Raw genomic sequence first — 12402 nt, forward strand, 5'->3', positions numbered from 1 at the left:
CCGCGCGCGATCGCTGTCCGATCGTCGCGATCTCTTGCCCGATTCTCCGGATTTGCCCGCACGGGCCGCCACGCCGCCTGCACGCGTGCGCCGCGCGGTTCATAATCCCGCCATCGAACGACGGTCCCGGGCAAAGGGCCGTCCGGCAACAGGAAAACACGATGGAAAGTGTCGATCTCGATGTACTGAAATCCAGCGCGCGCTGGCTCGAAGAAGGGCGCCGCGTGCTGCTCGTGACGGTCGTGAAGACGTGGGGCTCGTCGCCGCGCCCCGAAGGCGCGATGCTCGCGGTGCGCGAGGACGGCCTGGTGGTCGGCTCCGTGTCCGGCGGCTGCATCGAGGACGACCTGATCGCCCGCGTGCACGCGAGCGGCATCGCGGCCGACGCGCGCCCGGAAGCGCTGAAGTACGGCGTGACGGCCGAGGAGGCGCACCGCTTCGGGCTGCCGTGCGGCGGCACGATCCAGCTCGTGCTCGAGCCGCTCACGCGCGACAGCGGGATTGCCGCGCTGTGCGCGGAAGTCGAGGCCGGCCGCCTCGTCACGCGCACGATGACGCTCGCGTCCGGCCGCGCGTCGCTGTCGCCCGCCCAGGCCACCGACGGGCTCGCGTTCGACGGCGAGCGGCTCGTGACGATCCACGGGCCGCGCTACCGGATGCTCGTGATCGGCGCCGGCCAGTTGTCGCGCTATCTGTGCCAGATCGCGGTCGGGCTCGACTACCAGGTAACGGTGTGCGATCCGCGCGAGGAATACACGGATGCGTGGGACGTGCCGGGCACGCGCGTCGTGCGCACGATGCCCGACGATACGGTGCTCGAGATGAAGCTCGATGCGCGTTCGGCCGTGATCGCGCTGACGCACGACCCGAAGCTCGACGATCTCGCGCTGATGGAAGCGCTGAAGACGCCCGCGTTCTACGTGGGCGCGCTCGGCTCGCGGCGCAACAATGCGGCGCGGCGCGAACGGCTGCGCGAATTCGACCTGAACGAAGCGGAACTGGGCCGGCTGCACGGGCCGGCCGGCATCTACATCGGCAGCAGGACGCCGCCGGAAATCGCGATCTCGATCCTCGCCGAGGTCACGGCCGCGAAGAATCACGTGTCGCTGCCGACGATCCTGCAGGTCGAAGGCGCGAAAGCCGCCCGCGAGATCGCGGCGAACAGCGGCGCGGCCTGCGGGCTCTGAGCCGCCGCGGCGGCCAACGACGATCGCGCCGGCGACCGCCGGGCGCGAACCCCGATCAGGCCAGGCCGGCGGCCAGCGCCGCGGCGACCGAACCGACCACCAGCACGACGCCGACCGTGCGGCGCTTGTTCAGCTCGGTCCACAACAGCACGCCGGTCAGCGACAGCAGGATCAGCGAGCCCGCGATCGTATCCATCAGCAGCACCCAGCCGAGGTTCATCCCGACGCCGCGATGCAGGTTGTTCAGCGTCGTCAGGAACGTATTGCCGGTACGCTTCACCGATACGTAGCCGTTGCCGACCCAGTATTCGGCCTGCAGGTTCTGGTGCGGGCCGAACACGCCGAACTGCCAGTGCTCGGGCTGCATCACGCGTTTGTCGCCCCACGCGACGGCCTGCGCGGGCTCCTTGCGCATGCGGCCCGGCTTGCCGTCGAAATGCAGCTCCTGCTGCAGCCACTTCGTCATCGCGGCGGGCGTCTTCGGCACCGGATCCGGCAGCGCGATCTGCATCTCCTCGACCTGCGGCTCGCCGGTCGGGATCTTCAGCGGCGGCGCGCGGTGATTGAGCAGCACGCCCGTCACGCCGAACAGCAGCCCGAGCACCGCGCCCCACAGCCCGACCCAGCCGTGCACCTTGCGCAGCCACTTGATGAAGGTGGCGCGCCGCGAGCGCTGGCGGCGCGCGGCCAGTTCGTCGTCGCTGAGCGGGCGGCCCGCCGGGTGCAGCACGGTGACGCCGGCGCGCGGCATGCCCGTCTTGGGCGGGTCGATCGTTTCGGGCGCGTTCACGCGAAAGGTTCCATTCGTTCAAAACAACGGCCGGCGCGCAGTGCGTGCGCGTCGGCCGGGCAACATGAAAATGAGAATGGATATCATTACATAAATCGATCGCCGGCTCAATCCGTCACGGTCGCCGGCGGCGGCCCATCATGCCTGGAGAGATTCGGCTGATGAGTGCGCGTTGCACGGAAATGCCGATCGATATGCGGCAAATGCCGTCGGACTGGCGCGACACGACCAGACAGCATTTCGTAAGAAAGTCGCGCGACGCCAGGCGCGTCAGCGCAGCGGCGGCAGCGGAAAGCGCGGCGCGGTGTCGTCCGGCGCGGCCTCGGTGTGATCGAGCGCGTACAGCCACGCCAGCAGATCGGCGACGGCCTGGTAGAGCTGCGGCGGAATCCGGTCGTCGAGATCGACCTGCATCAGCAGCGACACCATCTCCGGCGCCGTATGCACGTACAGCCCCGCGTCGCGCGCGCGTGCGACGATCATCTCGGCGAGCAGGCCATAACCCTTCGCAACCACACGCGGCGCCGTGTCGCCGCCTTTCGGGTCGTAGACGAGCGCGGCCGCGCGCTTGCGGGACGTCATGCTCATCGCGGCGCCTCGTCGTCGGCCACCTGCGTCGGCGGGGCGCCGGCCGCTCCCCGCGCATACGCGGCGGCGGCCGCCTGGGCCGCGAACAGGTCGAAGCCGTCCGGCCCGTCGTCGACCGCGCGGATCGACAGTCCGCCGACCTTGAGCCCCGACCCCTCGAGCCGCTGCCGCAGCGCGGCCTCGTTTCGCGTGAGACGCTCGGCGCCCGTCTGGTTCGCGCGCAGCCGCGCGACGAGCTGCGCGCCGTTCAGCACCAGTTCCGCATCGACCGTGCCGAGCGACGGCAGCGTCAGCGTGAGGCGCGTGCGCCAGGCGATGCCGTCGCCCGCATCGTCCCCTCCGCCGCGCTGCCCGCGGTTGTCCGGCGCGTCGGGCTCGATCGTCCAGTCGAGCCGCGCGCCCGGCCAGGCCTCGCCGGTCCAGCGAAACTGGTCGGTCGCGAGCGCATCGAGCTGCTGCCGGACGATCGGCACGGTGGCCGGATGGACGGTCGCAAGCGTCTGCGCCTGCGGATCGGACGATGCGGCAGCCAGGTCGGCCCGCGCCGGTGTCCAGCGCGTGTCGGCATGCGTGCCCAGCGGATCGGCGGGATCGGGCGGCAACGATGCGCCCTGCCGGGCGGCCGTCGGCAGGGCCTGCGCGGGATCGCGGGCCGCGCCCCCGCCCTGCGCCGGCGTACCCGGCTGCGCGGCCGCCCGCGCGGTCGCAGGCGGCGGCGGACGCTGCGCCAGCAGCTCGTCGAGCACATCGGTCGAGCCGGGCGGCAACGCATCGGGATCGGCCGGCGCGAGTGCGGCCGTCAGGCGCGCCTGCGGCTCGCGCATCAGCGCCGCGAGCGGACGCTGGCCGGCCAGCCACTGCGCCAGATGGGATTCGTAGAAGAGGCCGCTCTCGCTCACGGCCTGCGCGAGCGCCGCGCGCAGCGCGGCGACCGGCAGCGGCGCGGCCGCTTCACGGGCGGCCGCGGCGGACGATGCCGCCGCGGAGGCCGGCGGGGACGGCGCAGCCGGCGCGGATGCAGCCGGCGCGGGGGCGGCGGCAACGGGCGCCGGCACGGCCGGATCGGTCAGCAGCACGGTGGGATCGGCCAGCAGCAGCGTGCGGCCGGCAATCGCGGGCGTCGCATCGCCGCCCGCGCGTGAAATCGCGTCGAGCACGCGCCCGACGTCGGACAGCGCGGTCTGCGTGGAGGCCGGCGGCGCGGCCGGCGGGCTGCCGGCCGGCGGCGACGACGGCGCACCGCTGCCCGGCGTGCCGACCTGCGCGGTCGCGCCGCCGCCGGCGGATGCCGATACGGTGTCGGTCAGCAGGCTGTCGAGGCGGCTTGCCAGCAGCGCGGCCGCAACGGAGTCGATACCGGTCATGATCGGAGCCTGCTCACCTCAGCCACTTCGTTGCGAATCCGGGCACGGCACGCCGGTGCCATCCGCGGGTACGGCGCGCCGGCCTCTCCCGTCGACGGGCCCTAGCCGCGCGCGCGATAGAGATCGGTCAATACCTGGGTCGAGCGCCGCGCCTCGAACAGCGCGGACAGCCGCGCGACGTCCGGGCTCGCGAGATCGCGGATCGCCGCGTCGTCGGCCAGGATGCGGCGGATCAGGTCGAGCTTGCGGCCGAGATCCGATTCGTCGAGCGCGACGCCCGGATCGGCTTCCTTCAGCCCGTCGACAAGCTGCATGAATTCGGCCTGCAACCCCGGCAACGCGCTCCAGTCGGCGCCGCGGGCGGCGCACAGCATGCGCCCCGACACGGCGGCGAGCGCCTCGTAACGTGCGAAGTATTCGGCCTTGTGATTCATCGTGATGCTTCCGCTGCCTGTTGCGCGGCCATCCGCGCGACTTCCGGGGCGATGCCCGTCCAAGCTTCCTCGAGCGTCGCGAGCAGCCCGTCGACCTCGACCAGCATCGCGTCGCTCGCCTGCGCGTTCGCGTCGAGCAGGCGCCGGCCGATATACGCATACAGCGCGCCCAGCCGGTCCGCGATCTCGCCGCCCGCGTCGTGGTTCAACGACGCCTGCAGGCCGCTCTCGACGATCCGGATCGCCTTGCCGATCGCGTCGCCGCGCGCGGGCACGTTGCCCTGCTGCAAATGCATGCGCGCCAGCGCGATCGCTTGCCGCGCGCCCTGGTACAGCATCGCGATCAGCCGGTGCGGGGAGGCGCCCATCACCCCCGTCTCGACGCCGACACGCGCGTATGCACTGGCTCCAGCGTGCCCTGGGGAAAACATGCGCTTCTCCTTGTCTTGCCTTGGCTATACGGTCGCCGCCGCCGTGCATCGCACGGCGCGGCCTTCTCCGGAGTTATCGGAAGGGATTTGAAAACCTTTAGGCGCAAGCGGCGGCCGCCGGCTCGGGAAGCCGGCCCGCCGGCCCCGCCCGGCACGCCCGTCACACCGACATCTGCATGATGTCGTTGTAGGCGCTCACGAGCTTGTTGCGGACCTGGAGCCCGAACTGGAAGCCGATGTTGGCTTTCTGCATGTCGACCATCACGTCGTTCAGCGATACGTTCGGCGCGCCGACCTCGAACGCCTTCGCCTCGCCGAGCGCGTGCTGCTGGTCGCCGCTGATCTTGTCGAGCGACGCCTTCATCGCGCTCGCGAACGTGCTGGCCGTCGCCGCGCCCGAGCCGGCAAGCGCCGCCGTCGGGCTCGCGACGCCGCCGGACGCCTGCGCGGCCATCGACTGCATCTGTTGCAACACCGAACCGATTCCGCTGACGTTCGCAGTCATGCTGTCCCCAGACTTAGAGAAGAGACCCGGACGCACCGGGCGTTCCGCCGGCGCCGCACCACGCGCACCATGCCGGATCGCAAAAAAGGATAGCAGCGCGCCGCCTGTCAAAGCCGAGAAAGTACGGGGGAAACCCCGCTCTTTTCGGTCGATCGGAGTGCGCGTCGGATCCCGATAATCGCATCGTGTCATTGTCCGCCCGCTCGTCCGAGCGGGCTCAGTGGTCCCGCTCCGGAGAAACTCGACGCATGGATTCGCAGGCCAACTCGCTGATCAACCCCGACGCCCGCGCGGGCCTCGCCAGCCCGGCGCCCGGCGCCGCCGCGGCCGCCGCGCTGCCGGGCGCGGGCGTCGCCGGCGCTGACTTCGGGCTGGGCGGCTTCGCGGAACGCATTCCCGGCATCTCGCGGATGAAGGGCAACCCGAAGCTGCCGTTCCTGATCGCCGTCGCGTTCGCGATCGCCGCGATCACCGCGCTCGTGCTGTGGAGCCGCGCGCCCGACTACCGCGTGCTGTACAGCAACCTGTCGGACCGCGACGGCGGCGCGATCATTGCCGCGCTCCAGCAGGCAAACGTTCCCTACAAGTTCGCCGACGCCGGCGGCGCGATCCTCGTGCCGTCGAACCAGGTGCACGAAACGCGCCTGAAGCTAGCCGCGATGGGCCTGCCGAAGGGCGGCTCGGTCGGCTTCGAGCTGATGGACAACCAGAAATTCGGCATCAGCCAGTTCGCCGAACAGATCAATTACCAGCGCGCGCTCGAAGGCGAGCTGCAGCGCACCATCGAATCGATCAACGCCGTGCGCAGCGCGCGCGTGCATCTCGCGATCCCGAAGCCGTCGGTCTTCGTGCGCGACAAGGAAGCGCCGAGCGCGTCCGTGTTCGTCGACCTCTACCCGGGCCGCGTGCTCGACGAGGGACAGGTCCAGGCGATCACGCGGATGGTGTCGTCCGGCGTGCCCGACATGCCCGCGAAGAACGTGACGATCGTCGACCAGGACGGCAACCTGCTGACCCAGACCGCGTCCGCCTCCGGCCTCGACGCGAGCCAGCTCAAGTACGTGCAGCAGGTCGAGCGCAACACGCAGAAGCGCATCGACGCGATCCTCGCGCCGATCTTCGGCGCCGGCAACGCGCGCTCGCAGGTCAGCGCGGACCTCGATTTCTCGAAGGTCGAGCAGACGTCCGAAAGCTACGGCCCGAACGGCAATCCGCAGCAATCGGCGATCCGCAGCCAGCAGACCAGCAGCTCGACCGAACTCGCGCAGGGCGGCGCCTCCGGCGTGCCGGGCGCGCTGTCGAACACGCCGCCGCAGCCGGCGTCCGCGCCGGTGGTCGCCGGCAACGGCCAGAACGCGCCGCAGACGACGCCGGTCAGCGACCGCAAGGACCAGACGACCAACTACGAACTCGACAAGACGATCCGTCACCTCGAGCAGCCGATGGGCAGCGTGAAGCGGCTGTCGGTCGCGGTCGTCGTCAACTACCAGCCGGTCGCCGACGCGAAGGGCCACGTGACGATGCAGCCGCTGCCGCCCGCGAAGCTCGCGCAGGTCGAGCAGCTCGTGAAGGACGCGATGGGCTACGACGAGAAGCGCGGCGACTCGGTGAACGTCGTGAACAGCGCGTTCTCGACCGCGAGCGACCCGTATGCCGACCTGCCGTGGTGGCGCCAGCCCGACATGATCGCGATGGCGAAGGAAGCCGCGAAGTGGCTCGGCATCGCGGCGGCCGCGGCGGCGCTCTACTTCATGTTCGTGCGCCCGGCGATGCGCCGCGCGTTCCCGCCGCCCGAGCCGGCCGCGCCGGCGCTCGCGGCGCCGGAGGATCCGGTCGCGCTCGACGGCCTGCCCGCGCCGGCCAAGACGGAGGAGCCCGACACGATGCTGCTCGGCTTCGAAACCGAGAAGAACCGCTACGAACGCAACCTCGACTACGCGCGCACGATCGCCCGCCAGGATCCGAAGATCGTCGCCACCGTCGTGAAGAACTGGGTGTCCGATGAACGCTGAAGGCTTGACCAAGAGCGCGCTGCTGCTGATGTCGATCGGCGAGGAAGAGGCCGCGCAGGTATTCAAGTTCCTCGCGCCGCGCGAGGTCCAGAAGATCGGCGCCGCGATGGCCGCGCTGAAGAACGTCACGCGCGAGCAGGTCGAGGACGTGCTGCAGGAGTTCGCGAAGGAAGCCGAGCAGCACACCGCGCTGTCGCTCGATTCGAGCGACTACATCCGCTCGGTGCTGACGAAGGCGCTCGGCGAGGACAAGGCCGGCGTGCTGATCGACCGCATCCTGCAGGGCAGCGACACGAGCGGCATCGAGGGCCTGAAGTGGATGGACTCGGGCGCCGTGGCCGAACTGATCAAGAACGAGCATCCGCAGATCATCGCGACGATCCTCGTGCACCTCGACCGCGACCAGGCATCGGAGATCGCATCGTGCTTCACCGAGCGGCTGCGTAACGACGTGCTGCTGCGGATCGCGACGCTCGACGGCATCCAGCCGGCCGCGCTGCGCGAACTCGACGACGTGCTGACGGGCCTGCTGTCCGGCAGCGACAACCTGAAGCGCAGCCCGATGGGCGGCATCCGCACCGCGGCCGAGATCCTGAACTTCATGACGAGCGTGCACGAGGAAGGCGTGCTCGAAAGCGTGCGCCAGTACGACGCCGATCTCGCGCAGAAGATCGTCGACCAGATGTTCGTGTTCGAGAACCTGCTCGACCTCGAGGATCGCGCGATCCAGATGGTGCTCAAGGAAGTCGAGTCGGAAACGCTGATCATCGCGCTGAAGGGCGCGCCGCCCGCCCTGCGCCAGAAGTTCCTCGCGAACATGTCGCAGCGCGCGGCCGAACTGCTCGCCGAGGATCTCGACGCGCGAGGCCCGGTGCGCGTGTCCGAAGTCGAGACGCAGCAGCGCCGCATCCTGCAGATCGTGCGCAATCTCGCCGAGAGCGGCCAGATCGTGATCGGCGGCAAGGCGGAAGACGCGTATGTCTGATTCGGCGAGCGATCGCGTGGGCACCCTCACCGCGTACCAGCGGTGGGAGATGGCGTCGTTCGACCCGCCGCCGCCCCCGCCGCCGCCCGACGACGCGGCGGCCGCTGCCGCCGCGCTCGCCAAGGACCTGCAGCGCGTGCGCGACGCCGCGCACGCCGAAGGCCATGCCGCCGGCCACGTCGAAGGCCAGGCGCTCGGCTATCAGGCCGGTTTCGAGCAGGGCCGCGAACAGGGTTTCGAGGCCGGCCAGGCCGACGCGCGCGAACAGGCCGCGCAGCTGGCGGCGCTTGCCGCATCGTTCCGCGAGGCCGTGTCGAACATCGAGCACGATCTCGCGTCCGACATCGCGCAGCTCGCGCTCGACATCGCGCAGCAGGTCGTGCGCCAGCACGTGAAGCATGACCCGGCCGCGCTGGTCGCGGCCGTGCGCGACGTGCTCGCGGCCGAACCCGCGCTGTCCGGCGCGCCGCATCTCGCGGTGAATCCGGCCGACCTGCCCGTCGTCGAAGCCTATCTGCAGGACGATCTCGATACGCTCGGCTGGACCGTGCGCACCGACGCGTCGATCGAGCGCGGCGGCTGCCGCGCGCACGCCGCGACCGGCGAGGTCGACGCGACGCTGCCCACCCGCTGGCAGCGCGTCGCCGCCGCGATCGGCAAGGTGAGCACGTGGTAACGCGGCCGCCCGAGGCGCTCGCGCACGACGGCATGACGCCGCTCGAGCGCGAGCTCGCGCTCGCGTCGTTCGGGCCGGCCGCCGCGCCCGACGCCACCCGCCCCGCCCCGCCCCACGCGGGCGCCGACACCGCCGCGGCCGCACCGCGCGCGCCGCACAATCCGCATCTCGCGCACTGGCGCACGCATCTGAACGGGCTCGCCGCGCGCAGCCACCGCGCGCTGCCGCTGCGGCCCTGCGGGCGCCTCACGCGCGCGGCCGGCCTCGTGCTCGAGGCGATCGGGCTGCGCCTGTCGGTCGGCGCCGAATGCACGATCGAACTGCCGCCCGGCAGCACGCTGCCGCATGCGGAAGCCGAAGTCGTCGGCTTCGCCGGCGACCGTCTGTTCCTGATGCCGACCACCGACGTCGCCGGCGTCCTGCCCGGCGCGCGCGTGTGGCCGAGGGAGGCCGCGCCCGTCGCCGATCCGCTCGCGGGCGCGAAGCGGCTGCCGGTCGGCTGGGAGATGCTCGGGCGCGTCGTCGACGCGTCGGGCCGCCCGCTCGACGGCCTCGGCCCGCTCACCGCGAAAGTCGATGCGCCGCTGTCGGCGCCGTCGATCAACCCGCTCGATCGAGAGCCGATCCACCACGTGCTCGACGTCGGCGTGCGCGCGATCAACGCGCTGCTCACCGTCGGCCGCGGCCAGCGGATGGGCCTGTTCGCGGGCTCGGGCGTCGGCAAGTCGGTACTGCTCGGCACGATGGCACGCTACACGAGCGCCGAAGTGATCGTGATCGGGCTGATCGGCGAACGCGGCCGCGAAGTGAAGGAATTCATCGAACAGATCCTCGGCGAGGACGGGCTCGCGCGCTCGGTCGTCGTCGCCGCGCCGGCCGACGTGTCGCCGCTGCTGCGGATGCAGGGCGCCGCGTACGCGACCTCGCTCGCCGAGTATTTCCGCGACCAGGGCAAGCACGTGCTGCTGCTGATGGATTCGCTGACGCGCTACGCGATGGCGCAGCGCGAGATCGCGCTGGCGATCGGCGAGCCGCCCGCGACCAAGGGTTATCCGCCGTCGGTGTTCGCGAAGCTGCCCGCGCTCGTCGAGCGCACCGGCAACGGGCCCGAGGGCGGCGGCTCGATCACCGCGTTCTACACGGTGCTGACCGAAGGCGACGACCAGCAGGATCCGATCGCCGATTCGGCGCGCGCGATCCTCGACGGCCACATCGTGCTGTCGCGCGCGCTCGCCGAGGCCGGCCACTATCCGGCGATCGACATCGAGGCGTCGATCAGCCGCGCGATGACGGCGCTGATCGACGAAGGCCATCTCGATCATGTACGGCAGTTCAAGCAGATGCTGTCGCGCTATCAGCGCAATCGCGACCTGATCGCGGTCGGCGCTTACGCACCCGGCCGCGACGCGCAGCTCGACCGCGCGATCGCGCTCTATCCGCGCATCGAGGCATTCCTGCAGCAGGGCTTTCGCGAATGCGCGCCGTTCGCACCGAGCCTCGCCGCGCTCGATGCGCTGTTCGACGCTTACGGAGGCTGATCCCGATGGCTCACGGCTTTCCCCTTCAACTGCTGCTCGACCGTGCGCAGGACGACCTCGACTCGGCCGCGAAGCAGCTCGGCACCGCGCAGCGCGACCGCACCGCGGCCGCCGAACAGCTCGACGCGCTGCTGCGCTACCGCGACGAATATCACGCACGCTTCGCGCAGTCCGCGCAACACGGGATGCCGGCCGGCAACTGGCGCAATTTCCAGGCGTTCATCGACACGCTCGACGCGGCGATCGCGCAGCAGCGCAACGTGCTGGCCGCCGCCGAAGTCCGCATCGACGAAGCGCGCCCGAACTGGCAACAAAAGAAACGCACCGTCGGCTCGTATGAAATCCTGCAGGCGCGCGGCGTCGCGCAGGCAGCGACGCGCGAGGCCCGGCGCGAACAGCGCGACGCCGACGAACACGCCGCGAAGATCCTGCGCATGCGGGCCGACGCGGCCCGCTCGTCGTAACCGACCACCGCATTCGAACGAGAGAACCGACATGCCTCCCCTGCCCCTGCTCGGCGCGCTGCTCGATACCGCCGGCGCCGCACTCAAGGCCGCCCGCGGCGCGGGTTCGTCCGCCGCCGGCAACGATGCATCGGCGACCGCGACCGCCGTGCCGTTCGCGCAGACGCTGAAGCAAAGCGTCGTCACGCGTCGCGACGCGTCGAGTACCGCCGCGCCCGATGCGTCGACGACGCAGGCCGCGTCGAAGCCGGCCGCCGGCACGAAGCCGTCGGGCACGGACGACGACGACAAGTCGACCGACGCCGCGAACGCGACGACCAGTCCGGACGCCGCCGCGCTCGCGGCCGCCGCGGCCGTGCAGGCGCAACTGCAGGCGCGCACGGACAACGCGACGACGCCGGCCGATGCGGCTGGCACCGCCGCCGCTGCCGCTGTCGCCGACACGACGCAAAAAACGGCCGTGTCCGGCCAGCCCGACGCCACGGCGACGCTGGCCGATCATGCAACCCGGGATACGGCTGCCCAGCCGCTCGAACCGGCGTCGAGCCGCGACGCGCTGCAAGCCGCGCTCGCCAAGCTGACGGGCGGTGCCGGCGCGATCGCGCTGCCGGCAACCGGCACGTCCGCAGCGACAACGACCTCGGCGCCGGCGGCTACCGCGTCGAGCGCCGCCGCGCCGCTGACGCCGAAGGTGCCGACGTTCGACCGTACGCTCGCCGATGCGAAAGGCGCGCTCGCCACCCAGCAGGCGCCGGCCCAGGCCACGCCGCAGGCGCTGCAGGCCGACGCGAACGCGCAGTCCGGCGCACAGCATGCCCTCGCGGCCGCCGGCGACGCGACCGATCCGGCCGCCAGCGCGACGCTCGCGGCCGGCGCAACGGCCGCGGCCGCCGCGCAGGCGAACCTGCAGCTGTCGCCGGCCGCCGGTGCGATCGCCTCCGCCAACGCGCACGTACTCGCGCCGCACGTCGGCAGCGCCGACTGGACGGACGCCCTGAGCCAGAAGGTCGTGTTCCTGTCGAATGCGCACCAGCAGAGCGCCGAGCTGACGCTCAACCCGCCCGATCTCGGGCCGCTGCAGGTCGTGCTGCGCGTCGCGGACAACCATGCGCACGCGCTGTTCGTGTCGCAGCACGCACAGGTGCGCGAAGCCGTCGAAGCCGCGCTGCCGAAGCTGCGCGAGGCGATGGAAGCGGGCGGGCTCGGGCTCGGCAGCACGACCGTCAGCGACGGCGGCTTCGCTTCCCCGCAGCAGAACCCGCAACAGACCTTCTCCGGCGGCCAGTCGTCGCGGCGCGGAAACGGCGAACCGTCAGCCGTCGATGCACCGGCCGACGTTGCGCAATCCGCACCGGCCGCCGCGAGCGTGAGCCGCGCCGGCCTCGTCGATACGTTTGCCTGAGCATGGCCGCTGCCGTGCGCGCGCCG

Annotated in this window: 13 protein-coding genes; 7 read left to right on the forward strand and 6 right to left on the reverse strand. The window is 71.4% G+C overall.

The features are described 5' to 3' along the window. Positions 1-161: 161 nt before the first annotated feature. Positions 162-1187: an XdhC family protein gene (locus tag VXM69_RS18435; RefSeq protein ID WP_367189985.1), complete on the forward strand. Its 1026-nt coding sequence runs from the start codon at positions 162-164 to the stop codon at positions 1185-1187. A 55-nt stretch (positions 1188-1242) separates the two neighbouring features. Here VXM69_RS18435 and VXM69_RS18440 read toward each other — a convergent pair whose 3' ends face one another. The 6 genes from VXM69_RS18440 to fliE form a co-directional block, all read right to left on the reverse strand. Next, positions 1243-1977 carry a PepSY-associated TM helix domain-containing protein gene (locus tag VXM69_RS18440; RefSeq protein ID WP_034190278.1) on the reverse strand — a complete coding sequence of 245 codons (735 nt, stop codon included), beginning with the start codon at positions 1975-1977 and terminating at the stop codon, positions 1243-1245. Between the two features lie 270 nt (positions 1978-2247). Continuing rightward, the gene (locus tag VXM69_RS18445) at positions 2248-2565 is read right to left on the reverse strand and encodes an EscU/YscU/HrcU family type III secretion system export apparatus switch protein (protein ID WP_367189986.1); all 318 of its coding nucleotides are present in this window, start codon (positions 2563-2565) and stop codon (positions 2248-2250) included. Beyond that, positions 2562-3929 (reverse strand): flagellar hook-length control protein FliK, encoded by a 1368-nt coding sequence (locus VXM69_RS18450; protein WP_367189987.1) that lies wholly within the window; start codon positions 3927-3929, stop codon positions 2562-2564. Before VXM69_RS18450 ends, VXM69_RS18445 begins: the two co-directional genes overlap by 4 nt. A gap of 101 nt (positions 3930-4030) precedes the next feature. Then, on the reverse strand, positions 4031-4363 hold the full coding sequence (locus tag VXM69_RS18455) for a flagellar protein FliT (RefSeq protein WP_006486993.1): 333 nt from the start codon (positions 4361-4363) through the stop codon (positions 4031-4033). Next, positions 4360-4794, reverse strand: coding sequence for a flagellar export chaperone FliS (fliS, locus tag VXM69_RS18460; RefSeq protein ID WP_034190275.1), 435 nt, complete (start codon positions 4792-4794; stop codon positions 4360-4362). Before fliS ends, VXM69_RS18455 begins: the two co-directional genes overlap by 4 nt. A gap of 160 nt (positions 4795-4954) precedes the next feature. Next, complete coding sequence (fliE, locus tag VXM69_RS18465; RefSeq protein ID WP_034190274.1) at positions 4955-5299, reverse strand: flagellar hook-basal body complex protein FliE; 345 nt, start codon at positions 5297-5299, stop codon at positions 4955-4957. 248 nt (positions 5300-5547) lie between these two features. Here fliE and fliF point away from each other — a divergent pair, with 248 nt between their 5' ends. The 6 genes from fliF to VXM69_RS18495 are packed head-to-tail and all read left to right on the forward strand — an operon-like array spanning position 5548 to position 12376. Continuing rightward, the gene (gene fliF, locus VXM69_RS18470; protein WP_034190273.1) at positions 5548-7311 is read left to right on the forward strand and encodes a flagellar basal-body MS-ring/collar protein FliF; all 1764 of its coding nucleotides are present in this window, start codon (positions 5548-5550) and stop codon (positions 7309-7311) included. Then, positions 7301-8296, forward strand: a complete 996-nt coding sequence (fliG, locus tag VXM69_RS18475) for a flagellar motor switch protein FliG (RefSeq protein WP_034190272.1) — start codon at positions 7301-7303, stop codon at positions 8294-8296. Before fliF ends, fliG begins: the two co-directional genes overlap by 11 nt. Next, positions 8289-8972, forward strand: coding sequence for a flagellar assembly protein FliH (gene fliH / locus VXM69_RS18480; protein WP_034190271.1), 684 nt, complete (start codon positions 8289-8291; stop codon positions 8970-8972). Before fliG ends, fliH begins: the two co-directional genes overlap by 8 nt. After that, entirely contained in the window at positions 8966-10510 is a 1545-nt protein-coding gene (gene fliI / locus VXM69_RS18485) for a flagellar protein export ATPase FliI (RefSeq protein ID WP_367189988.1), read from the forward strand. Before fliH ends, fliI begins: the two co-directional genes overlap by 7 nt. 5 nt (positions 10511-10515) lie before the next feature. After that, entirely contained in the window at positions 10516-10974 is a 459-nt protein-coding gene (gene fliJ, locus VXM69_RS18490) for a flagellar export protein FliJ (protein WP_034190269.1), read from the forward strand. A gap of 31 nt (positions 10975-11005) precedes the next feature. After that, entirely contained in the window at positions 11006-12376 is a 1371-nt protein-coding gene (locus VXM69_RS18495) for a flagellar hook-length control protein FliK (RefSeq protein WP_226254276.1), read from the forward strand. Positions 12377-12402 lie beyond the last annotated feature (26 nt).

The organism is Burkholderia sp. Ed8 (genome assembly GCF_040761425.1).
GTDB classification, from domain to species: Bacteria; Pseudomonadota; Gammaproteobacteria; order Burkholderiales; family Burkholderiaceae; genus Burkholderia; species Burkholderia seminalis.

Bases quoted from the DNA above. Each gene is read 5' to 3' on its own strand.
- VXM69_RS18435 (WP_367189985.1), top strand. From the start codon at position 162: ATGGAAAGTGTCGATCTCGATGTACTGAAATCCAGCGCGCGCTGGCTC.
- VXM69_RS18445 (WP_367189986.1), bottom strand. From the start codon at position 2,565: ATGAGCATGACGTCCCGCAAGCGCGCGGCCGCGCTCGTCTACGACCCG.
- VXM69_RS18450 (WP_367189987.1), bottom strand. From the start codon at position 3,929: ATGACCGGTATCGACTCCGTTGCGGCCGCGCTGCTGGCAAGCCGCCTC.
- fliS (WP_034190275.1), bottom strand. From the start codon at position 4,794: ATGTTTTCCCCAGGGCACGCTGGAGCCAGTGCATACGCGCGTGTCGGC.
- fliH (WP_034190271.1), top strand. From the start codon at position 8,289: ATGTCTGATTCGGCGAGCGATCGCGTGGGCACCCTCACCGCGTACCAG.
- fliJ (WP_034190269.1), top strand. From the start codon at position 10,516: ATGGCTCACGGCTTTCCCCTTCAACTGCTGCTCGACCGTGCGCAGGAC.
- fliG (WP_034190272.1), top strand. From the start codon at position 7,301: ATGAACGCTGAAGGCTTGACCAAGAGCGCGCTGCTGCTGATGTCGATC.
- VXM69_RS18495 (WP_226254276.1), top strand. From the start codon at position 11,006: ATGCCTCCCCTGCCCCTGCTCGGCGCGCTGCTCGATACCGCCGGCGCC.
- fliF (WP_034190273.1), top strand. From the start codon at position 5,548: ATGGATTCGCAGGCCAACTCGCTGATCAACCCCGACGCCCGCGCGGGC.
- VXM69_RS18455 (WP_006486993.1), bottom strand. From the start codon at position 4,363: ATGAATCACAAGGCCGAATACTTCGCACGTTACGAGGCGCTCGCCGCC.
- fliE (WP_034190274.1), bottom strand. From the start codon at position 5,299: ATGACTGCGAACGTCAGCGGAATCGGTTCGGTGTTGCAACAGATGCAG.